Source organism: Pseudophaeobacter sp. C1-32P7, assembly GCF_041008775.1.
Lineage (GTDB): Bacteria > Pseudomonadota > Alphaproteobacteria > Rhodobacterales > Rhodobacteraceae > Phycobacter > Phycobacter gallaeciensis_A.
In genome coordinates this window covers 1-22,637 of the sequence record NZ_JAXGFR010000014.1, presented here as the reverse complement: position 1 = coordinate 22,637, position 22,637 = coordinate 1, and the positions used below count along the sequence as shown (strand labels likewise).

General features: G+C 60.9%; 22 protein-coding genes. 16 read left to right on the top strand and 6 right to left on the bottom strand.

What is annotated here, in order from left to right; genetic code table 11:
- Positions 1-7: 7 nt before the first annotated feature.
- From SM763_RS17980 to SM763_RS17965, 4 genes are read right to left on the bottom strand one after another with little or no spacing between them, the layout of a single operon-like run.
- On the bottom strand, positions 8-811 hold the full coding sequence (locus SM763_RS17980) for an enoyl-CoA hydratase-related protein (protein WP_152467137.1): 804 nt from the start codon (positions 809-811) through the stop codon (positions 8-10).
- Complete coding sequence (locus tag SM763_RS17975; RefSeq protein WP_057796873.1) at positions 804-1,658, bottom strand: SDR family NAD(P)-dependent oxidoreductase; 855 nt, start codon at positions 1,656-1,658, stop codon at positions 804-806. The genes SM763_RS17980 and SM763_RS17975 overlap by 8 nt, the downstream gene beginning before the upstream one ends.
- 9 nt (positions 1,659-1,667) lie before the next feature.
- Positions 1,668-2,867: an acyl-CoA dehydrogenase family protein gene (locus SM763_RS17970; protein WP_152467138.1), complete on the bottom strand. Its 1,200-nt coding sequence runs from the start codon at positions 2,865-2,867 to the stop codon at positions 1,668-1,670.
- Between the two features lie 13 nt (positions 2,868-2,880).
- On the bottom strand, positions 2,881-4,095 hold the full coding sequence (locus SM763_RS17965; protein ID WP_152467198.1) for an acyl-CoA dehydrogenase family protein: 1,215 nt from the start codon (positions 4,093-4,095) through the stop codon (positions 2,881-2,883).
- Positions 4,096-4,233: 138 nt separating this feature from the next.
- On the opposite strand from SM763_RS17965, the gene SM763_RS17960 reads away from it, so the two are divergent.
- Genes SM763_RS17960 through SM763_RS17940 form a run of 5 tightly spaced genes read left to right on the top strand, consistent with a single transcriptional unit; the run spans position 4,234 to position 10,435 of the window.
- A complete protein-coding gene (locus tag SM763_RS17960; RefSeq protein ID WP_043753629.1) occupies positions 4,234-5,019 on the top strand; it encodes an enoyl-CoA hydratase-related protein in 786 nt (261 codons plus the stop codon).
- Positions 5,020-5,040: 21 nt separating this feature from the next.
- Entirely contained in the window at positions 5,041-6,840 is a 1,800-nt protein-coding gene (locus tag SM763_RS17955; protein ID WP_152467139.1) for an acyclic terpene utilization AtuA family protein, read from the top strand.
- A gap of 12 nt (positions 6,841-6,852) precedes the next feature.
- Positions 6,853-8,322, top strand: coding sequence for an acetyl-CoA carboxylase biotin carboxylase subunit (locus SM763_RS17950; protein ID WP_136340206.1), 1,470 nt, complete (start codon positions 6,853-6,855; stop codon positions 8,320-8,322).
- The gene (locus tag SM763_RS17945; protein ID WP_232237131.1) at positions 8,322-8,825 is read left to right on the top strand and encodes an acyl-CoA carboxylase biotin carboxyl carrier protein subunit; all 504 of its coding nucleotides are present in this window, start codon (positions 8,322-8,324) and stop codon (positions 8,823-8,825) included. Before SM763_RS17950 ends, SM763_RS17945 begins: the two co-directional genes overlap by 1 nt.
- Positions 8,826-8,827: 2 nt before the next feature.
- Entirely contained in the window at positions 8,828-10,435 is a 1,608-nt protein-coding gene (locus SM763_RS17940) for an acyl-CoA carboxylase subunit beta (protein ID WP_043753618.1), read from the top strand.
- Between the two features lie 111 nt (positions 10,436-10,546).
- On the opposite strand, the gene SM763_RS17935 is transcribed toward SM763_RS17940, so the two are convergent.
- Positions 10,547-11,158 (bottom strand): acyltransferase, encoded by a 612-nt coding sequence (locus SM763_RS17935; protein ID WP_043753615.1) that lies wholly within the window; start codon positions 11,156-11,158, stop codon positions 10,547-10,549.
- Positions 11,159-11,411: 253 nt separating this feature from the next.
- On the opposite strand from SM763_RS17935, the gene SM763_RS17930 reads away from it, so the two are divergent.
- From SM763_RS17930 to SM763_RS17880, 11 genes are all read left to right on the top strand, one after another.
- Positions 11,412-12,596, top strand: a complete 1,185-nt coding sequence (locus SM763_RS17930; RefSeq protein WP_152467141.1) for a lipid-transfer protein — start codon at positions 11,412-11,414, stop codon at positions 12,594-12,596.
- 24 nt (positions 12,597-12,620) lie between these two features.
- On the top strand, positions 12,621-13,451 hold the full coding sequence (locus tag SM763_RS17925) for an SDR family NAD(P)-dependent oxidoreductase (protein ID WP_027264429.1): 831 nt from the start codon (positions 12,621-12,623) through the stop codon (positions 13,449-13,451).
- Between the two features lie 180 nt (positions 13,452-13,631).
- A complete protein-coding gene (locus tag SM763_RS17920; protein WP_197918523.1) occupies positions 13,632-14,261 on the top strand; it encodes a TetR/AcrR family transcriptional regulator in 630 nt (209 codons plus the stop codon).
- Between the two features lie 4 nt (positions 14,262-14,265).
- Positions 14,266-15,864: an acyl-CoA carboxylase subunit beta gene (locus SM763_RS17915; protein ID WP_043753606.1), complete on the top strand. Its 1,599-nt coding sequence runs from the start codon at positions 14,266-14,268 to the stop codon at positions 15,862-15,864.
- Positions 15,865-15,873: 9 nt separating this feature from the next.
- Positions 15,874-16,668, top strand: a complete 795-nt coding sequence (locus SM763_RS17910; RefSeq protein WP_028288551.1) for a crotonase/enoyl-CoA hydratase family protein — start codon at positions 15,874-15,876, stop codon at positions 16,666-16,668.
- The gene (locus tag SM763_RS17905) at positions 16,653-18,668 is read left to right on the top strand and encodes an ATP-binding protein (protein WP_276155040.1); all 2,016 of its coding nucleotides are present in this window, start codon (positions 16,653-16,655) and stop codon (positions 18,666-18,668) included. Before SM763_RS17910 ends, SM763_RS17905 begins: the two co-directional genes overlap by 16 nt.
- Entirely contained in the window at positions 18,665-19,831 is a 1,167-nt protein-coding gene (locus SM763_RS17900; RefSeq protein ID WP_152467144.1) for an acyl-CoA dehydrogenase family protein, read from the top strand. The genes SM763_RS17905 and SM763_RS17900 overlap by 4 nt, the downstream gene beginning before the upstream one ends.
- A 47-nt stretch (positions 19,832-19,878) precedes the next feature.
- A complete protein-coding gene (locus tag SM763_RS17895) occupies positions 19,879-20,445 on the top strand; it encodes a biotin transporter BioY (RefSeq protein ID WP_136340106.1) in 567 nt (188 codons plus the stop codon).
- Between the two features lie 201 nt (positions 20,446-20,646).
- Entirely contained in the window at positions 20,647-21,465 is an 819-nt protein-coding gene (locus tag SM763_RS17890) for an MBL fold metallo-hydrolase (RefSeq protein ID WP_136340210.1), read from the top strand.
- Positions 21,466-21,719: 254 nt separating this feature from the next.
- The gene (locus tag SM763_RS17885; RefSeq protein WP_240504174.1) at positions 21,720-21,890 is read left to right on the top strand and encodes a helix-turn-helix transcriptional regulator; all 171 of its coding nucleotides are present in this window, start codon (positions 21,720-21,722) and stop codon (positions 21,888-21,890) included.
- Positions 21,891-21,966: 76 nt separating this feature from the next.
- Positions 21,967-22,164, top strand: a complete 198-nt coding sequence (locus SM763_RS17880; protein WP_368999365.1) for a hypothetical protein — start codon at positions 21,967-21,969, stop codon at positions 22,162-22,164.
- On the opposite strand, the gene SM763_RS17875 is transcribed toward SM763_RS17880, so the two are convergent.
- Positions 22,161-22,637, bottom strand: a 477-nt coding sequence (locus SM763_RS17875) for a hypothetical protein (protein ID WP_368999364.1), incomplete at its 5' end; no start/stop codon positions are given. The genes SM763_RS17880 and SM763_RS17875 overlap by 4 nt on opposite strands.

The window sequence follows — 22,637 nt, the reverse complement described above, 5'->3', positions numbered from 1 at the left end:
CTTTCCTTTAACGCCCCGTGAAATTGGGTTTTCGTTTTTCGACGAACGCAGCAACCGCCTCGTGGTGGTCTTCGGTCTGATGCATGAGCGCCTGATAGGCCGCCGCGGAATTCAGGAAATCCGGCAGGTCCATCCGTTCGGCATTGCGCATCAGACGCTTGGCGACCCGCACCGCGCGCGGCGGTTTCGCGGCGATGACAGCGGCCCGTTCACGGGCCCGTTCCATCAATTTTTCATGAGGCACAAGTTCAAGCACCATACCAAGCTCCAGCGCTTCCTTGGCCTCGACCATGCGCCCCGAGAAGGTCAGATCGGCGGCCTTCTGGTGGCCCAGACGACGCAACAGGAACCAGCTGCCCGCATCGCCCGGAATGATTCCGAGATTCAGAAACACCTCGCCGAACCTTGCTTTTTCTGACGCGATGCGCATGTCGCACATCATGGTCAGGTCGCACCCCGCGCCCACCGCCGGGCCGTTGACTGCGGCGATCGTCGGAATATCCATGTTGTAGAGCGCAAGCGGCAGCCGCTGCACCCCATCAACATAACTCTGCGCCGCCGCCAGCGGCTCCTTGCGGAACACGCTGTCGGGATCGTTCATCTCCTTGATGTCCCCGCCTGCACAAAAGGCCGGGTCGGCCCCGGTCAGGATCATCACGCTGACCTGAGGATCGGCCTGCACCTTGGCGAAGGTCTCCAGAAGGGCAGCGATCATGTCGTTGCCGGTGACCGGGTTGCGCCGCTCGGGGTCGTTCAGCGTAACCGTAGCGATCCTGTCGGAAATCTCCAGAAGGACGGGCTGTTTATTCATTCTTGCCATCTCCCCGTTCGCGTTTCTCGAACATCGCGGGGTTGATCATGTCCCGCGCGTCATGACCCATATGCAAGGTTTCACCGCCGTCTACATAAATGTCTTCTCCGGTGATGAAACCGCCAAGTTTCGAGGCCAGGAAAATGATCGTGCCTGCGATGTCCTCGGCCGCCCCCATCCGGTTTAGCACCGAGCGGTTCAGCTTTTTCCACTGTTCCGGCGGAATCGGATAGCGGCCAAGCGCATCGGTCTTGATCGTGCCCGGCGCGACACAGTTCAGCCGGATGCCGTACTCGCCCCATTCGGCGGCCAGCGTTTTCATCATGCCCGTCACACCGGCGCGGGCGGCGACGGTGTGTGTAAAGCCGGTAAGCGCGGTGCGCGCAGAGATGGCGGTGACAAACACAACCGATCCACCATTGTCGTACATGAAGTGATCCGCCGCTGCCCGGGTCATCTGCCAAGATCCGATCAGGTTGTTGCGGATCACGGCTTCGAAGCCCTTGTTGGTGATATCGCGGGCGGCCGCGATATACTGGCCGCCGGCATTGTTCACCAAAACATCCAACTGCCCATAGTGGTCCTTGATCCGCCCCATCGCAGCTTCGATACTGTCTTCGTCGCGGGTGTCTCCGGGCACGACAAAGGCCTCGCCCCCCGCCGCCCGGATCATTTCGGCGGTCTCTTCCAGCGGCTCTTCGCGGCGCGCGAACAGCGCAAGCCTTGCCCCGCAAGCGGCCATTTCGATCGCCGTCGCCCGGCCCATTCCAGATCCGGACCCCGTGACCAGGGCAACTTGACCCGCCATGAGATCCGACGCGTAACGCCTTGATTTCGCTTCGCTCATGTTCCGCCCCTAGTTCTTCAGCAATTCGCCAGAGATGATGAGTTTGCGAACCTCCTGGGTGCCTGCGCCGACCTCAAGCACGCGACCGGTCCGGTATAGCCGGTTCACTTCTGTATCACGCATGTAACCCGAGCCGCCGTGAATCTGGACAGCTTTGTCCAGCACGAAGGATGTCGCCTCAGCGGCCTTGTAGATCGCCGCAGCGGTGAGCTTGTGTATTTCGCCGCGCCCGCCTTCGCCCTCTTCGAGGCCTTCACACATGGCAGCGGTGCGCAAGGACAGGCTCCGCGCGGCCTCGATCTGCGTATACATGTCGGCCAGCATCGCCTGAACCATCTGAAAACTGGCGATCGGTTTGCCGAATTGCTGGCGTGTCTTGGCGTAATCGATGGAAATATCCAGCGCCCGCTGCGCAATGCCCAGAGCGTTGAAACAGACGATGGCACGTTCCAGATCAAGTCCGGACATGGTAACGGCAACCCCGCCATCCAGCTTGCCGACCATGTTTCTGGCCGGAACACGGCAATCTTCGAATACCAGTTCGCCCGTCGGCGAGCCCCGGAATCCCATCTTGTTCAGCTTCTGCGCCACCTTGAAACCGGGCGTGTCGGTTTCCACGATAAAGGCGGAAATGCCCTTGGCCCCTTTTTCGGGCGATGTCTTGGCATAGACCAGCACCAGATCGGCAATCGGCCCATTGGTGATGTAGATCTTGGCGCCGTTCAGGATGTAGTCGTCGCCATCCTTTTTGGCCGTGGTCCGCATCGAGCCAAGCGCATCAGACCCCGCGCCGGGTTCGGTCAGACCCAGGGCACCCACCAGCGTGCCGTCGCACAGACCTGGCAGGTATTTTCGGCGCAACTCGTCATTGGCGTTGCGATAGATATTATTGACGCAGAGGTTGTCGTGCGCCACATGGGTCAGTCCGATGGCCGCCGAGGCGCGCGACATTTCCTCGGTGATGATACAGGCCGAGGTAAAATCGAGCCCGGCACCGCCGAATTCCGTCGGCACGTTCAGTCCCAGGTAGCCCATTTCGCCCAGCTTGGGGAAAACCGAAGACGGCAGGTCATCAGTATCGTCCATTTCCGCATTCAGATGGTGGAATTCGGACATGAAGAACTTGCCGGCCTGATCGGCCAGGGCCTGCTGTTCGTCCGTCATGAAATGTGTTGGCAGAGCGGTGTCGTTGCGCAGTTGCTTGTTCATTGTCTCGTCCCCCTCAGGCGCGCAAAAGTTCTTCGGCAATGATGATCTTGCGGACTTCGCTTGTTCCCGCGCCGATCTCCAACAATTTGTTGGCGCGGAACAGCCGGTTGATCTCGGTGTCCTGCATGTAGCCAGAGCCACCATGAATATGACAGGCTTCGGTCACCGCCTTGTTGAATGCCTCGCCTGCGTAAAGACAGGCCGCCGCGGTCAGTTTGTGGATTTCGCCACGGCCCCCGGCCCCTTTTGGTAGGCCCGTACAGGCGGCCAGTGCCCGATAACCGAATGCGCGCGCGGTTTCGACCTCGGTGTAGATCTCGGCCAGTTTCGACTGCATCATCTGGAAACTTGCAATCGGTTTGCCGAATTGTTCGCGAATCTTGGCGTATTCCAGCCCTAGTTCCAGGGCGCGTTCGGCCATGCCAACGCAGACTGAGGCAACCATAGCACGCTCCAGATCCAACCCGCTCATTACCACCGAAACGCCGGTGTTTTCCGGTCCAACCATGGCGGATGCGGGTACGCGGCAATCCTCAAACACCAGTTCTCCGGTTGGCGAGCCGCGAAAGCCCATCTTGTCAAGCTTTTGCGCCACCTTGAAACCGGGATTGTCCGTCTCGATGATGAAAGCAGAAATGCCCTTGGCGCCCTTCGACTTGTCGGTTTTGGCATAAAGCAGGATCACATCGGCAATGGGGCCGTTGGTGATGTAAATCTTCGAGCCGTTGATGACATAATCATCACCGTCGCGGCGGGCAGTTGTGGCCATGGATCCGAGCGCATCGGATCCCGCACCCGGTTCGGTCAGGCCCAAAGCACCAACCAGCTCGCCCGAGCAAAGGCCCGGCACGTATTTCTTCACATGCTCTTCGGATCCATTGCGCAGCAGGTTATTCAGGCACAGGTTGTCATGCGCCCCGTGTGAGAGGCCCACAGCCGGATTCCACTTCGAAATCACCTCGGACACCAGCGCCTGGGTGAACTCGTTCTGTCCCGATCCGCCAAGCTCTTCGGGTGCGGTAATCCCCAGCAGGCCCAGCTCGCCCATCTGCTTGAACAGATCATCGGGCCACCATTCCTCGTCATCCATACGCGCTTGCAGTGGGTGTAGCACCTCGCGCGACACCCGATCCACGTGATCGACGATCTGCCGTTGCTCATCAGTCAAAGAATAGTTCGCCCTGATGGCTTCCAGATCAGCCGAGATGGCCTCACTTTGAGTGGTCATATCATCCTCCCGAAAAATGTCGTCCGCCGTGTTGACCAAAATCAAACATATGTTAGAAAATAGATCAAGCCAAGCTTTTGACGACCTGACGTAAGAAAGCGCGGTGTCCTGCAATACAGAGGGGGGGGAGCTTCGGAAATGACTGAGAGCGTTGTTCAATCGCAGGCGCTCGGCAAAGAAGTGCGTATCACGATTCGACGTCCTGACAATCGAAATGCCCTCAACCGTGAGGTCGCAGACGGGATCATGGCCGCCATATGTGCTGCCGAGAGGGACAGCGATTGCCGCGTGATCGTTCTGACCGGCGAGGGCGAGCGCGCCTTCTGTGCCGGGGGCGACATCAAGGCGGGGGCGGATGGCGGCCCGTTTGTTCAGGATCCGGCGGACCCGGATCATTTTGCCGGAAGGTTGTTCGAGACGATACAGGCGTGCCGAAAGCCAACGATCGCGCGCATCAATGGCGTCGCTATGGGGGCAGGAGCGGGCATCATCTGTGCCTGCGATCTGGCTGTGATGGCGGATCATGCTCGCATCGGAACGCCGGAAGTGAAGGTGGGTCTGTTTCCCATGACGATCGTGCCACCCATGATGCGCGTGCTGCCCCGGCGGAGGCTGATGGAGATGTTCATCACCGGCGTTCCTCTGACGGCCGAGGAAGCCCTGCAGTTCAATCTGGTCAACTATGTGACCGATGCCGCGGGGCTGGACGACAAGGTTGCAGAACTGGTTGCCCAGATCGCCGCGCAGTCGCCGAGCGCGATCCGGCTGGGAAAATACGCCTGTCACGCGATGGAGGACATGACCTATCCGCAGCAGATGCGGTTTGCAGAAACACTGTTACCGCGTGTGGCGCAGACCGAAGACGCGCGCGAAGGCTTTGATGCCTTTATTGAGAAGCGCAAACCCGAATGGACGGGCCGCTGATCAAACGGGGAGGAGAGGAATATGTCGGAACGAAAGCTGCGCATCGGATGCGCGTCGGGTTTCTGGGGCGATACGCCGGAAGCGATCGGTCAACTGGTCTCAAAGGGCGAGATCGACTATCTGGTGTTTGACTATCTGGCAGAGGTGACAATGTCGCTGATGGCGCGGGCCCGCGCCAAAGCGCCCGAGTCGGGCTATGCGCCGGACTTCGTCAAGGCGCTGGCACCCTGGTTGTCGGATATCAAGGCAAAAGGGATCAAGGTCGTTGCCAATGCAGGGGGCGTGAACCCGCGTGGCTGCAGCGATGCGCTTGCCAAAGCCGCCGCCCAGGCCGGGATCGATCTGTCCGTCGGAGTCGTGCTAGGCGATGACCTGTTGCCCAGGGCCGATGAAATTCGCAAAAACGGTCAGACGGAAATGTTCTCGGGTGTCGCATTTCCAGATGATATCTGGAGCATGAATGCCTATCTGGGTGCCCGCCCCATCGCTGCCGCGCTGGATGCCGGGGCCGACATCGTGATCACCGGACGCTGCGCCGACAGCGCGGTCGCGCTTGGTCCCCTGATGCATGAATACGGTTGGGGCGACGATGACTGGGACAAGCTCAGCCAGGGATCGCTGGCCGGCCACCTGATCGAATGCGGCCCCCAGGGAACCGGCGGCAACTTCACCGACTGGCAGGACGTGCCGGGTTGGGACAATATGGGCATGCCCATCGTCGAGGTGTCCGAAGACGGCAGTTTCATCATGACCAAGACGCCTGACACCGGCGGGCTGGTCGTGCCCGGGTCAGTCGGAGAGCAGATGCTCTATGAAATCGGGGACCCGCGCGCCTACCTGTTGCCCGACGTGATCTGCGACTGGTCCGGGGTCACCCTGGAACAGGTCGGACCCGACCGGGTGCTGGTCAAGGGCGGCAGGGGGCTTGGGCGCACCGACAGCTACAAGGTGTCGGCGACCCATGCCGATGGCTGGCGCGCGGTCTCTACCCTGACACTGGCCGCGATTGACGCACCCGCCAAGGCCGAACGTGTGGCCGAGGCGATCCTGACCCGCTGTCGCCGGATTTTCCGCGACCGCAACATGGGAGATTTCCGGCAGGTCAGCGTCGAGGTGCTGGGGGCCGAGGCGGCCTACGGCGCAAATGCGCGCGCCCGGACCCGCGAGGTGGTGCTCAAGATCGGCGCGGTCCATGACGATCGCGCCGCGCTGAACATCTTTGCCGGCGAAATCGCACCGATGGCGATTTCGACCGCGCAGGGTCTGACCGGGTTCTTCGCCGGACGGCCAAAGGTGCAGCCGGTGGTCCGTCTATTTTCCTTCCTTCAGAGCAAGGCCGAAACCCCCGTCGCGGTCGAGGTCGACGGCAAGGATGTGCCCGTGAGCGTGGCCACTACGCCAGTCCACCTTGATCCGCCTGCCGCACCGCCCGCAGATAGCCGCGAGCCCGGTCCGGACGTTGTCAAGGTCCGCCTCGTCGATTTGGCCTGGGGCCGCTCGGGCGACAAGGGGGACATCGCCAATATCGGCATCCTCGCGCGCAAGCCGGACTACCTACCATATATCCGCTCGGCTCTCAGCGAAGAGGTGGTGAAGGACTATTTCGCCCATGTCTGCGACGGCAGGGTAGAACGGTTCGACTTGCCTGGAAGCCATTCGCTGAATTTCCTGTTGCATGAATCGCTTGGCGGTGGCGGCATCGCCTCGGTCCGCATAGACCCGCAGGGCAAAGGGTTCGCGCAGATGCTGCTTGATATCGAAATTCCCGTGCCAGCCGATCTGGCCGCACGTGACGGACTGAATGCCGCGGCCCGGAACTAAGAGGACGACACCATGACCATTTCGAAACTCCTGGTCGCCAATCGGGGCGAGATCGCGGCGCGCGTGTTGCGCACCGCTAAGGCCCGCGGGCTTGCGACTGCCGTGTTGCGTCATGTCGCCGAGCAAGAGGGGCCGGCGCATCTGATCGCAGATGAGGTCGTGATGATCGACGGCCCGACGCCCGTGGCCGCCTATCTCGATATTCCTCAGATCGTCGAAGCCGCCAAAGGGATCGGCGCGGACGCGGTTCATCCCGGCTATGGCTTTCTGTCAGAGAATGCCGGTTTTGTCGCGGCGCTGGAAAAAGCCGGAGTGACCTTTGTCGGCCCGACGTCCGAGGTCATCGACCTGATGGGGGACAAGGTCCGCGCCCGCGCCTTCGTCGAGGAACGCGGGTTTCCCGTCGCCCCCTCGGCCATCGAGGATGATGATCCGGCGAGCTTTGTCGAACGCGCCCGCGCCGTTGGCTATCCGCTGCTCATCAAGCCCTCGGCCGGCGGTGGCGGCAAGGGCATGCGCGTCGTACGCGAGGACAGCACGCTGGAGACCGAAATCGAAACCGCGCGCCGCGAAGGCGAACGATATTTCGGCGACGGGCGGCTTTTCGTCGAACGCTATATCGAACGCCCGCGCCATATCGAGGTGCAGGTGATGGGCGACGGACAGGGCAACGTGGTCCATTTCTGGGAACGTGAATGTTCGATCCAGCGCCGGTTCCAGAAGATTATCGAGGAAACGCCGTCACCGGCGCTGACCCCCGAGCAACGGGATGAGATCTGCGAGACCGCTGCCGGAATTGCCCGCGCCGTCAAATACCGCGGGGCAGGGACTGTCGAATTCATCTATGCACAGGATGGGGCCTTTTATTTCCTGGAAATGAACACCCGCCTTCAGGTCGAACATCCGGTGACCGAGATGGTAACCGGCTTTGATCTGGTTGCCGAGCAGCTGCGTGTCGCGGCGGGCGACGGGCTGAGCGCCGTGCAGGCGGATATTCCCCAAACCGGACACTCGATCGAACTGCGCATCTGTGCCGAGGATGCGACCGCCGATTTTCGCCCCGCGATCGGCAATATCCTGCTGCTGGACGAACCCCAGGGCGAGGGGATCCGCGTAGACAGCGGCATTCTGGATGGCGGCAAGGTAACGACCGACTTCGACCCGATGTTGTCCAAGCTGATCGTGCATGGCCCGGATCGCGCGCAGGCCATCGCCCGTGCCCGGAGCGCGGTGCAAAGCTATGTGATTCTCGGGGTAACGACCAACACCGGTTACCTGGATGCAATCCTTGCACATCCGGATTTCGCCTCTGGTGACGTTTCAACTGGCTTCCTGGCTGAACAATCCGAAACGCTAACCGCGCCGGGCGAAGATGTCTCTGACTTGCTGATAGCGGCGGCGGCCCTATCGGACGAGCGCCTGGTGAGTGACGTAATGCAGATACCGGAAATGTACCGCAAGATGGGTGGGTGGAGAAACTGATGCAACGGATTTTTCAGATCGACGGAGAAGAGACTGATTGCTGGCTGGGTCATGATGGCAGCCGGTTCGTGCTCAACACCCCCACTGGCGCTGTTGCCTGCCAATTGGATCCGACGGGTCTGCCGGGCGGTTACAAGCTGCGGGCCAAGGGTGTTGTGCGCGAATTGCGACTGGCCGTGGGGCCGGAAGCAACTTTTGTGCACATGGACGGGCGAACCTACGAAGTCGGGCGGGTTGATCCCGCCGAACGCCTGGCCGGAAGCGACGGTGGCGCGAGCGACGACCGATTGGTGGCGCCCATGCCGGGTGTCGTGGTGTCAGTTGCGGTTAAACCCGGCGATGCGGTTGAAGAAGGCCAGCCACTTCTGGTGATCGAAAGCATGAAGTTGGAAACCACACTGACGGCGCCGCGCGACGGGGTCGTTGCCGAAATGCCATTCGCCGAAGGCGACAGTTTTGGTCTGAAAGACATCCTGGCCCAATTGGCTCCGGAGGAGGAGTGACCATGCGCAGAATTGAAAGTCAGATCGACACCAATGCCGCCGACTACAAGGCAAATTTCGCCGCCATGTCTGAACGGCTGAAGGAATTCCACGCTCGCCAGCACGCGGCGCGTTTCGAACGTCCGCAACGCGATATCGACCGCCTCGCCCGCCAGAACAAACTGGGCGTGCGCGAGCGGTTGAAACTGCTGCTGGACCCCGGCACTCCGTTTTTGGAATTTTCAACCCTGGCGGCCTGTCGTGAATATGACGGGGTGGTGCCCGGCGCAGGCGTGGTTACGGGGATCGGCATCGTGCAAGGCCGCGAGGTCGCCATTCATGCCAATGATGCCAGCGTCAAGGGCGGTGCCTGGTATCCGCATACCGTGAAAAAGGTCGTGCGTCTTCTGGATGTCGCGCTGGAAAACCGTCTGCCGGTCATCCATATCTGCGACAGCGCGGGCGGTTTCCTGCCGCTGCAGCACGGGGTGTTTCCCGACCGGTATCTGGGCGGGCGGGTGTTCCGCAACCAGGTCAAGCTGAGCCAGGCCAATATCCCGCAGATTGCCGTGGTCGGCGGACACTGCACGGCTGGCGGTGCCTATGTGCCGACGCTGAGCGACTACAACATCATCATCGAAGGCACAGGCGCGATTTTCCTTGGCGGTCCCCCGCTGGTCAAGGCGGCTACCGGCGAAGAGGTCGGTGTTCAGGAGCTTGGCGGCGCGGTCATGCACACCTCGGTATCGGGCACCGGCGACTATCGCGCCGCGACCGAACAACACGCCTTTTCACTGGCGCGCGAGATTGTCAGCCAATGGATGCGCACCCCGAAAACGATCATCGAAACCGCCGCTTTTGAAGAGCCATACTACGACCCCAAGGAGCTTTATGGGATCATCCCCAAGGACCGGAAAACCCAGTTTGATATGCGCGAGGTTCTGGCGCGGATCGTCGATGGCTCGCGCTTTCACGAATACCAGCCCGACTATGGCACCACGATGGTTTGCGGCTTTGCCCATATCTGGGGTTACAAGGTCGGCATCCTTGCCAACAACGGGGTGCTGTTCAACGACAGTTCGCTCAAGGCAGCGCATTTCATGCAGTTGTGCAACCAGAACCGCACGCCTCTGGTCTTTTTCCAGAACATCACCGGCTATATGGTGGGCCGCGAATACGAAGAACGAGGCATCGCCAAGGATGGCGCCAAGATGCTGATGGCGCAGGGCGGCTCGGTCGTGCCGAAGTTTACCGTGATCGCCAATGCGTCTTACGGGGCCGGCAACTACGGGATGTGCGGACGGGCCTGGGACGCGCGCACGCTGTTCATGTGGCCCCAGGCCGAGATCGGCGTGATGGGGGCGGATCAGGCCGCAAATACCATGGCGGACGTCAAGATTCGGCAGCTTCAGCGCGAAGGCAAAGAGCTGACCGAAGAAGAAATCGCCGCGATCCGCGAACCGGTGCTGGAAAAATACAAGCGCGATGTCGAGGCTTATACCTCGACCTCGGAATTGTGGGACGACGGCATCCTCGATCCGGCGGACACACGCAACGCGCTTGGCATGTCGATTTCTGCCTCGCTCAATGCACCGATCGACGATCCGCACTACGGGATCTTCCGTCTGTAAAGGCTTGAGGGACGGCACACCGGGTCGGGGAGTGCCGTTCCGCGTCAAGGCGCTTCCATCTGGTGCTTTCGGAATCTGAAGTAGTCCTGACCGGTCCGGTTCCCGGACCGGTCAGGACGATGTCCGCCGCGCCTCCTGAATGGAGACGACGTCAGAGGCCGCCATGCCGGGCCGGTTTGCCTCGACCGCCTTCAGCGGCTCGACCGGCGTCAATCCGGCCAGACAGTCGCGCGCAAGTTGCTGGTATTCCGCGGTGCCGCGCGTTTTCCACGCGATTTCTTTCTCGCTGACCTCGCGGATCACCTTTGCCGGCGATCCCACCACCATCGAACGCGGCGGAATCACGGTTTCGCCACGCACAAACGCCTGCGCGCCGACAATCGATTCCGCCCCAAGCTCTACACCATCCATAATGACGGAATTCATTCCGACCAGAGCGTTCCGGCCCACTGTGCAACCGTGCAGGATCGCGCCATGGCCGATGTGGCCGTCGCTTTCCACCACGGCGTCGCGGCCGGGAAAGGAATGGATGATGCAATTGTCCTGAACATTGGCTCCATCCCCGATCACGATCCTGCCGAAATCGCCCCGCAAGCTTGCTCCGGGGCCGATGTAGCATCCATGACCCAAGATGACATTTCCGATCAGAACGGCCTGGGGGTGGACATATGTATCCTCGGGCACGACGGGTATAAAACCCTTGAACTCATAACAGTATGCCATTCCGACCACCTTTCGTAAGCTGAGTGCTAAACGCTTGTCAGCGGTTGCGCCGGGACCAGAATCCCTCAATTGTGCCGCCGATCAGGGCGTGTGGCCCGAAAACAAACACAAGTTAGAAAATAGCGCAAGCTCCCTACGTCACAGCTTGGCGATATTGACACTTCCCAAGGTTGGGATTTAAAATCTAACAAATGGTAGAAAATAGGCTGGCGGACCGATTAGGGTGGCCTGACCGAACTTGGGAGAGAGAGAAATGACAGACAAAGCCTATGTTGCAGGCGTTGGGATGGTCCCGTTCCAGAAGCCGGGAAAATCCGAAAGCTACGATGTGATGGCGACCGCTGCGACCCGGTCCGCTCTGGCAGACGCGGGGTTGGATTATGATAAAGTCCAACAGGCCTATGTTGGCTATGTCTATGGCGACAGCACCTGCGGTCAGCGCGCCCTGTACCATGTCGGAATGACAGGCATCCCGGTTCTGAATGTGAACAACAACTGCTCGACCGGATCGTCCGCCCTGTTCCTGGCCAGGCAGGCAGTTGAAAGCGGCGCGGTCGAATGTGCTCTGGCACTTGGGTTCGAACAGATGCAGCCCGGCGCAATCGGTGCGATGTTCCATGACCGGGTCAGCCCGTTTGCGGCATTCGACAGTGAAACCGACGATCTGGTTGGCCGTTCCGAAATCCCGCTGGCACTGCGGTACTTTGGCGGTGCGGGCAAGGCGCATATGGACGAGTTCGGCACACCCGTCGAGACCTTCGCCAAGATCCGCGCCAAGGCCAGCCGACATGCTGCGAAGAATCCGGTTGCCCTGTTCCGGCAGGAGGTGACGGCGGAAGATGTCATGGCCGCCCAGGTCGTCTGGCCCGGCGTCATGACCAAGCTCATGGCCTGTCCGCCAACCTGTGGCGCGGCGGCGGCGATCATTTGTTCCAAGGAATTCGCCGACAAGCACGGATTGGACAGTTCCGTTCGGATCGCGGCGCAGGCCATGACAACAGACGGACCGGAAACTTTCGAAGCCCATGACATGCGCGAAGTGGTCGGCTTTTCGATGGCCAAGCGCGCCGCCGATCAGGTTTACGAGGACGCGGGCATCGGGCCCGAGGACGTGGATGTGGTCGAACTGCACGACTGTTTCGCCCACAACGAGCTTATCACCTATGAGGCGCTTGGCCTTTGCGGTCGCGGCGAAGCGGCGAAATTCGTTGATGATGGCGACAACACCTACGGCGGAAAATACGTGACCAACCCGTCGGGCGGTCTTTTGTCCAAAGGCCATCCGCTTGGGGCGACCGGCCTAGCGCAATGTACCGAGCTCGTTCAGCAGCTTCGCGGCCAGGCAGATGCGCGCCAGGTTGATGGCGCACGTCTGGCGCTTCAGCACAATCTGGGCCTCGGCGGGGCCTGCGTCACCACGCTTTATGAAAAAGCCTGATAGCGCCTTTCGGGAGGAATCAATATGACTGGAAAACTCGACGGGCGCGTGGCGCTGGTCTCGGGCTCGGGCCGGGGCATTGGCCGCGAAATCGCTCTCAAACTGGCCTCGGAAGGGGCCCGGCTGGTGATCAACGATCTGGATGCGGATCCGGCCAATGAAACCGCCGAGGCGGTGCGCGCAATGGGAGCTGAGGCCGTGGTCTGTGCCGGCAGCGTCACCGAAGACGGTTTTGCCGAACGGTTCATCAAGACCGGCGTGGACAGCTTTGGCGGGTTAGACATCATCGTGAACAACGCAGGCTACACTTGGGATAGCGTCGTTCAGAAGATGTCCGACGAACAGTGGCAGGCGATCATCGACGTCCACCTGACGGCACCTTTCAAGATCCTGCGCGCTGCCCAGCCGGTGATCAGCGCCAAGGCCAAGGAAGAGGCCGCCGCCGGGCAAGAGGTGTTCCGCAAGGTGGTCAACATCTCGTCCATCGCAGGGACCGGCGGCAATGCTGGCCAGATCAACTATTCCGCCGCAAAGGCCGGTATCCTAGGGGTCACCCGGACGATGGCCAAGGAATGGGGCCGCTATAAGGTCAACGTCAACGCCGTCGCCTTCGGCCCGATTCGCACCCGCTTGACCGAAGGCAGCGCGGATGGCGACAGCACGATCAAGGTCGAAGAAAAAGAGATCAAGGTCGGCGTGAATCCCGATCTCCTGTCCCAGATGGAGCGCATGATCCCGCTGGGCCGGGTCGGCACTCCGGAAGAAGCTGCCGGTGCCGTCTATCTGTTCTGTGCGCCGGAATCGAACTTCATTTCAGGCCAGCACGTCATCTGCGGTGGCGGTTTCGTGATCTAAGGCATTTGCCCGGACCCGATGACGGGGTCCGGGCAAGCACATTAATGTCTGGGCGGCCTCTTGGCGGTCGCCAATGCGGAATTTTCCGCAAACTCTAGTCTGGCACGATCACGACGATTTACTCATTTGCGTTATTAACCTAACAGGCGTTAGTTAGGCGTTGGGGCGATACGAAAGTATATGGCACAAAACACGGCAATCAAAATCAACGAGACATCGCGCAGCGCGGTTGGACGGGATGGGGTGCTGGACATTGCCGCGCGGCTTTTCCGCGAACAAGGCTACGGGTCCGTTTCGCTCCGAAAAATTGCCGAGGCCGCCGGGATCAAGGCGGGTAGCATATATTATCATTTCGGTTCCAAGGACGAGATCGTCGCGGCCGTTCTTGATGCAGGGATTCGAGTCGTTCACGAGAGCATGAGAGACGCCGTCACCGACCTGCGGGCCGATGCCGACGGCGAAACGGTACTGCGCGCCGCGATCCGGGCGCATCTGCGCGCGCTTATTGATGTGAGCGATTATACATCGGCGAATGTGCGTATTTTCGGGCAGGTGCCGCAATCCGTCCGGGATGCCAACTTGCCCACGCGCAGGGCCTATGAGGCAGAGTGGGACAGTCTTCTGTCCCAGCTTAAGAAAGATGGCACGCTGAAGCAAGACGTCGATATCCGTCGCCTGCGCCTGATGCTGATCGGTACATTGAACGCCACGCTCGATTGGTTCGACCCGGACCGCGGTAGCGCCGATGCGTTGTCACGCACCTATGCCGATGTGTTCCTCAACGGGATACTCCAAAGACAGGATACCTGACTTCATGGCACGTCTTGAAACAGCGGTGCTGACCGCATCAGAGACCTACACCCGCAACCACGCCGCACAAAGCGAGCGCGTCGAAACGCTGCGTGCGCGGATCGCCGAAGCAACGGCTGGCGGCCGCCCCGATATGGTCGCGCGGCATCGCAAGCGCGGCAAGCTGTTGGTCCGCGAACGGATCGACCTGCTGGTGGATCCGGGCACTGCGTTTCTTGAGCTGTCGTCGCTTGCCGCCTACGGTCAATACGGGGGCGAGGTGCCCGGTGCGGGGATCGTGACCGGTATCGGGATCGTCCACGGGCTGCCCTGCGTTGTGATCGCCAACGATGCGACAGTGAAGGGTGGGTCTTTCTATCACGAAACCGTGCAGAAACACATCCGCGCCCAGGAAATCGCAGCCGAGAACCGGCTGCCCTGCCTCTATCTGGTGGATTGCGGCGGTGCCTATCTGCCAGAGCAGGACCGGGTTTTCCCCGATGCCCGCCATTTCGGCAATTCCTTTTATCGTCAAACCAACATGTCCGCGAGCGGCCTGCCGCAGATCTCGGCGGTCTTTGGAGGCTGCACGGCCGGTGGGGCCTATATCCCGGCCCTGTCGGACGAAGTCATCATGGTACGCGGCAACGCACGCATCCATCTGGGCGGCCCCTCGATCGTCAAGGTGGCGATCAACGAAGAGGTTGATGGAGAAACATTGGGGGGGGCCGAGATGCATTCGCGCGTCTCCGGTGTGTCTGACCATCTGGCCGAGGACGAGTATCATGCGCTTGCTCTGATGCGCGACATCGTATCCGAACTGGGCCTGTCGCGCCCGATGGGTCCCGATGCAACCTGCGCGCCGCCGGCGCGCAACCCAGAGGAACTGCTTGGCGTCATCAGCGCCGATCGCAAACAGCCCTATGACATGCGCGAGGTTCTGCTGCGCATGATCGACGCCGGCGAATTCCGCGAATTCAAGCCCGGATGGGGTGAGACGCTGGTCTGCGGCACCGCGCGGATTCACGGCTATCGAGTGGGCATTCTCGCAAATAATGGGGCGCTTGTGTCCGACAGTTCGCTCAAGGGCGCGCAATTCGTGTCGATGTGCGATCAACGCAACATCCCGCTTTTGTTCCTCCACAACATCTCGGGCTTCATGGTCGGCACCGAAGCCGAGCGCGGCGGCATTGCCAAAGACAGCGCCAAGCTGGTCTATGCCATGTCGGTTGCCAAGGTGCCGCGCCTGTCGGTCCTCTTGGGCGGCTCATACGGGGCAGGCAACTACGGCATGTGCGGACGTGGTTTCGCCCCGAATTTTCTCTTTGCCTGGCCCACGGCGGAACTGGCCACCATGTCTGCCGACATCGCCACAAATGTGATGCTGGAACTGCGCCGCCAGAAAGGGGGCGACCCGGGCAAGATGGAGGCCGACATGAAGCTGATCGAGGAGCAGGTTCGGGCCCAGTACGGTGAACAGTCCGATCCCTATTATGCCACCTCGCGGCTTTGGGATGACGGGCTGATCGAACCCGCGCAAACCCGCGATATCCTTGGCCTGTGTCTGGCCATCGTGACATCGGTGCCCGAAGCCGGTCGCCATACGCCTGTATTCAGAATGTGAGGCTTCAAGTTGACCAATACCTACAACACGATCCTTATCGAAACCGATGCGCGTGGCGTCGCCACGCTGACGCTCAACCGCCCCGACAAACACAATGCGCTGAATGGCGAATTGATCGCAGAGCTATACGATGCCGCCGAAAAGCTGGCTGCAGATGACGATGTGCGTATTGTGGTCCTGACCGGCGCGGGCAAGAGCTTCTGCGCGGGCGGCGATTTCAACTGGTTCGCCTCTAATGTCGAGAAAACCCGTAGTGAAAGGGTCGCACAAAGCGCCACGCTGGCGCGGCTGTTGCGCCGTCTTGACACGCTGCCCAAACCCTTGATCGGGAGGATCAACGGCCCGGCTTACGGTGGCGGTGTCGGCATGATCTCCGTCTGCGACTACACCATCGGCGCCGAAGGCGCGCGCTTCGGTCTGACCGAGGTAAAACTGGGCCTTCTGCCCGCGAATATATCGCCTTATGTGGTGGCCCGCATCGGCAAGGTGCATTCGCGTGAAACCATGCTGTCGGGGGCGTTGTTCGACACGGCCCGCGCCGAGCGGATCGGTCTGTTGACCGAGGTTGTCGCGCCGGGCGACCTGGACGCCACGGTGAACCGGGTGGTGCATGATCACCTTCAGGCCGCGCCGGGTGCCGTGGCCGATACCAAGGCGCTGATCGCCTATGTCGCGTCCCACGATCTGGAGACCAACATGATCTACACCGCCGACCGGCTGGCCGATGCGTGGGAGACTGAGGAAGGTATCGAAGGCATCAACAGTTTCATCAACAAGGGCGTTCCGTCATGGCGGGTGAAATGAGCTTCACCCGCGTTCTGATCGCCAACCGGGGCGAGATTGCCCGGCGCATCCAGCGCGGGTGCCGCAAACTGGGGCTGGAAAACGTAGCGGTGTTTTCGGACGCGGACCGCGACGCGCCCTTCGTGGCCGAGGCCGATCATGCCGTCTGCATCGGTGGGGCCGCCCCGTCGGACAGTTATTTGAACGTCGAGGCCATCCTTGAGGCCGCGCGGGCGACGGGCGCGTGTGCGGTGCACCCGGGCTATGGTTTTCTGTCTGAGAATGCCGGTTTCGCGGCGGCGGTCGAGGCGGCGGGCCTTGTGTTCATCGGGCCGGAACCCGACGCTATCGCGCGGATGGGCTCCAAGATCGAGGCCAAGGCTGCCGCCGAAGCCGCAGGCGTGCCCGTCCTGCCCGGCTATCGAGGCGAGGATCAGTCCGACGCGCGCCTGCTGCAAGAGGCCGAGGCGCTAGGCACCCCCTTTCTGGTCAAGGCCAGCGCCGGCGGCGGCGGACGCGGGATGCGGCTGGTCTCCGATCCGGGCGACGCACCCGAAGCGATTGCATCTGCCCGGGCCGAAGCGCAGAGCGCCTTCGACGATCCGGCGGTGTTCCTCGAACGCTATGCACCCCGTGCCCGCCACGTCGAAGTGCAGGTTCTGGGCGACACTCACGGCACCGTGCTGCATCTGGGCGACCGCGATTGTTCGCTGCAACGCAACCACCAAAAGCTGATCGAAGAAGCCCCCGCCGCCGATCTTCCCGAGGCTGTGCGCGACCGCATGCGTGCGGCAGCGGTGCGGTTGGCGCAGGCGATCGGCTATCGCTCCGCCGGGACGGTGGAATACCTCTATGACCCCGGGCGCGGTGAATACTACTTTCTGGAAATGAATACCCGGTTGCAGGTGGAACACCCCGTGACCGAGGCGATCACCGGCATCGATCTGGTCGAATGGCAGTTGCGCATCGCGCGGGGCGAGCCGCTGGCGCTGACGCAAGGCGATGTGCAGTTTGACGGGCACGCCATTGAAATCCGCATCGCCGCCGAAAACCCGGCCGAGAATTTCCGCCCCGAAACGGGCGAGATCAGCCTTTGGGCTCCGCCCGCCGGCGTGCGGCTCGATACCGGGGTCGAGGCAGGCTCGGTCGTCAGCCACCATTACGATTCGATGATTGCCAAGCTGATCGTCCACGCGCCGGATCGGGCCGGTGCGATCCGCCGGGCGGTTGTCGCAATGGATGCCTTTGCAGTCGGTGGCGTCGGTCTGAACCTGGCCTATCAGCGCGCGTTGCTGACACACCCGGATTTTGAGGCGTTCCGGCACCATACCTCAGGCCTGCCCGAGATGTTTCCAGGCGGCTGGACTGAACCGTCCGCTGATCCCCGGGACATGGCCCTTGCCGCGATGGCGCTGCATCTGCATCTCGCCCCGGCGGGCGCGTCGCCCTGGGAAAGCCTGGGGTCATGGCGGCTCACGGCCCCTGCGGGGTGGCCCGGTGCAGCATCCTATTGGGAGACGACCAAAGACGACCCGATCCGCGTAAACGGCTCCGGGTCGGTGTTGACAGCCGTACAACTGGACGGCCAGACCATCGCGGTCGAGAGTGCCGCCTTAACAGGATGCCGTCTGAGCGGACGCATCGACGGGGTTCCGTTTTCGCGCACCGCCTATGTCTCGCGCGCGCCGGGTCACTGGCGGGTGCACCTGCAAACCCCTGCCGGAATGACCGCGACAGACCTGCGCACGCTGGAAGACCAGCATCTGCAACGTGCCACCGGCGGGTCTGGCGTCGCTGACCTGTTGTCCGCACCCATGCCCGGCGCCGTTGCCGAGGTGCGTGTCGCACGCGGCGACCGCGTTAAAGCCGGTGACACGCTTGTGGTGCTTGAGGCCATGAAGCTGTTGCAAAGCCTGCCCGCGCCGGTCGCGGGCGTAGTGACGGAAATCTATTGTGCACCGGGCGACACGGTTGCCGGGCACGCCCCACTTATCAAACTCGATCCAGAGGAAAACACATGACCAGACAAGACAACATCACCGCGGCCTCCGGCCCGTTCAACGAAGACCTCAACTTGATCCGCGACCAGCTGCGCCGGTTCATCGAAACCGAGGTGACCGCCAAGGCCGAGCCCTGGGAGGAGGAGGGCATGGTGCCCCGCGACGTGCTGCGCCGGATGGGTGATCTCGGCGTTCTGGGGATGCGCTATGACGAACAGTATGGCGGCGCGGGGCTGGACGTGATGTCCAGCGTGGTTTTGGCCGAAGAGGTCGGGCGATCCACCTTCGGCGGATTCTCGGCCACGGTTCTGGTCCACACCGACATGGCCTCGCCGCATCTGGAAAACGCCGGCACGCCCGAACAGAAGGCGCGGTGGATGCCGTCGATCACCTCTGGCGAAATGATCACCGCCGTCGCCGTGACCGAGCCGGGCGCGGGCTCGGACGTGGCCGGCATGCGCACCCGCGCGGTGCGGGACGGGTCGGATTGGGTGCTGAACGGCACCAAGATGTTCATCACCAACGGCGTGCATGGCGATCTCTACTTTGTCGGCGCCAAGACCGATCCCGATGCCAAGGGGTCGCGCGGGATCACCATGTTTGCGGTCGAAAAAGGCACGCCGGGCTTTTCGGTCGGACGGGCGTTGAACAAGACCGGCTGGCTGTGCTCGGACACTGCCGAACTGATCTTCGAAGATGTCCGCATCCCGGCCGAAAACGTTCTGGGCGAGGTCAACCGCGGCTTCTATTCGGTGATGAAGAACTTCCAGAACGAACGCATCGTCCTGGGTGCGATGGCCTGTGCCGAAGCGCAAACCGCGCTGGACATGACCGTGGATTACGTCAAGCAGCGCAGGGCCTTTGGCGGCGTTCTGTGGGACAAGCAGGCCGTGCGCCAACGGCTGGCCGACTGTCAGACGCGGATCGCGGCAGGACGTCAGCTGGTCTATCACGCCGCCGGTCTGGATGCCGCGGGCGGTGACTGCGTGAAAGAGGTCTCAATGGTCAAAGCCTATTGCGGCGAACTGGTGAACAGCGTGCTTTATGACTGCGTCCAGTTTCACGGCGGCATGGGTTATATGCGCGAAACACCGGTGGAACGCATGTCACGCGATGCCCGTGTGCAGGCCATCGGCGGCGGGGCGAGCGAAGTCATGTTGGAAGAAGTCGCCAAGCGCATGTGAGCTTACTATCCAAAAAATAACAATCTTCAGAAACAAGGACGAAAAAGATGAATCTGGAAACCACTCAAAGCCAATCAGTCGCAAGACTGACCCGAGAAATCTCGATAATACTCGTCGGCACAATTCTTTTGGCACTATCCGCCAAAATCGTGGTGCCGTTCTACCCCGTACCTATGTCTACACAGACCCTGGTTGTCTTGGGTCTGGGCCTTTTCCTGGGGCCGGTGCGCAGTAGTCTTGTTGTTGTGACATACCTTTTTGAAGGTCTGCTTGGCCTGCCGGTCTTCGCAGGCACGCCTCCGGCTCCGGCCGGACTGGCGTATATTGCGGGTCCCACAGGCGGATACCTGATAGGCTTCGCACTTGCAGCGGCGGCTGCCGGTTGGGTTGTTCAAGCACTGCAAGGACTTTGGCCTTCATTCAGAGCATCTGTCGCGGTCTTTTTGGGCTCGATACTCATGTATTGCGCAGGGCTGTTCTGGTTGGGTGGCTTTGTCGGCTATGGCGAAAAGTTGCTGAACGCCGGTCTTTACCCGTTCCTTCTCGGGGATCTGACGAAGGCGACAATTGCTGTAGTTCTGTATACTGCTTACCATAATCGCCGCGCTGTGTGACTGCCAGCCCAAGACTGTATCAGACTGTTTCAGTCTCATACGGTCTTGGTCCAATATAAGTTGAAATGGTCCGATGCCGGATTTGACAGGCACCGGACGCCAGCCTGAGGTTTCCGGCGCCATGCGAGAGCAATGCGCAAAACTGTGCGAACCAAATTGTTCGCAATCAATACCTGGTCGCACACAATGAAAAGAAGCAGCATGTTTTTCTCAGAGCCGGAGCCTTGCCGCGCGAAGGGAGTCGAATTGGCCCCTGGAATTCTGAGGATCGTCGCGAACAATCCCGGAAAGATGACCTACCACGGGACAAATAGCTACATCATTGATACGCCTGATGGTCGGTTCATAATCGACCCCGGCCCAGCAGAAGACAGTACACATTTCGAGGCAATCATCAAAAATTTGGGGGCCAAACCATCCGGGATTCTGCTCACACACCACCATTCTGATCATTTTGGAGTCGTCCCAGCCCTGCGAGCACGGACAGACGCACCTGTTTATGCCTCACGGGCATTCCCTGACGATGCATTTCGACCTGACCGGTTTCTGGAGGACGGACAGGTCATTGCCGGTCTTACCGTCCTGCACACACCTGGTCACGCGAGCGACCACCTTTGTTTCGCGAGACCTGACGGAGTGCTCTTCACGGGCGACCACGTTATGAGTTGGAACAGTTCGATCGTCAGCCCCCCTGACGGAAACATGCACGACTACTGCGCGCAGCTACAGCGGCTGATTGAGCGCGACGATAGGATCTACTTTCCGGGGCACGGACCTATACTCCGGGATCCGCAACCTTACGTCAAACGGTTGCTTTCCAACCGCATGCGTCGCGAGGCGGAGATCCTCGCCCACCTCTCAAACACCCCGGATTCGGTCCAGAATATCGCCGCTTCCGTCTACCAGAAAACCGACCCACATATCGCAATGGCCGCAGAACGAAACGTTGCGGCGCATCTGGAGAAGCTGTTGTCTGAGTCGCGGGTGGTACAAGATGGCGAGGCCTGGAAATTAACATAAACTTCATTATACGTATCTGACGCTGTTTCGTGTCATGGTGTATTGACGGCAACCACCACTCGCCCTAGTAGCATCCGCAACACCAAGTACCCGGAACTGCATGCAAATTGGTCCTCTATCTCTAAGCACCGATTTTCGACTTTTCTGCTCCCTCACCTCCGAATGTAACATATATCGCGTGGCGATATTTCGTGCATCGTGCCCGTTTCGCGGGCATGAACTTGCGGGACCGTGTAGCATTGAACATACAGGACTTGAGACGCGCCCGCGGCCTCAGCCAGGAAGCGCTTGCTCATCAGGCCAACGTAAGCCGCGGTCACATGGGCAGGCTCGAGAACTCGAAATTTGCGGCCTCCCTCGACCTTCTCGAACGCATCGCCAAGGCGCTCAATGTCGATCCCGAAGAGCTCTTCGCGAGGCGTTAATCCGCTTCCTGAGGCTTTGATCCCGCCGCAATTTCAAAAGTCAAAACGGCAAGAACGGTACGAGTAGCGCGGGTACATGGCGAAGAAAAAGACAGGCTGGCCCTTCCAGGAAGGGTTTATCATCGACGGAATGAACGAAACCCATGTGTTTACCGACTACCGCTGGGATGATGGAAGCGTGAGCCGCCGCCAGTTTGTGGATCCATGCAGTTACGACCATACACTTGTCGTAGTACGGACAGTTGCACTCAAGCTTCCGGACAGCCACGATTAGTAGGAGAACCACTCCGAGTGGCGCATGTTGCCCTCGTAGTCGCCGTATTCGACCATGATGCTGCGGGAATAGAAGTGCCAAAGGCCACCGCCGCTTGGATAGGCGATCTCCTGACCGCTTTCCGAGATGAATGTCGCGGGCCAGGGCGTGTGGGATCCGTAGACCCGCTGGATGTAACTGCAGGTCCGATTCTCGCGATCGCAGGAGCGGATCGACCAATCCCACTGTCGCGGCTCGTCGCGCGGCTCGTAGGAGCGCCCGGTGAACCAGATCACATGGGTCCGATTCAGCCACTCGTATTCAGGCAAGTTGGTGTCGAGCTCGCCCTCCCCGCCCGGCCCGCCCAGCTCGACCGGCACATGGGCAAAGGTGCAGACCCCGAAGGGCGGCAGGCTCGGCCAGGGTGTGATGCGGCGGATCATGGTGCGATAGGCGCGGGCACAAACGGCGCTCGGGGGAAAACCACCCGCCAT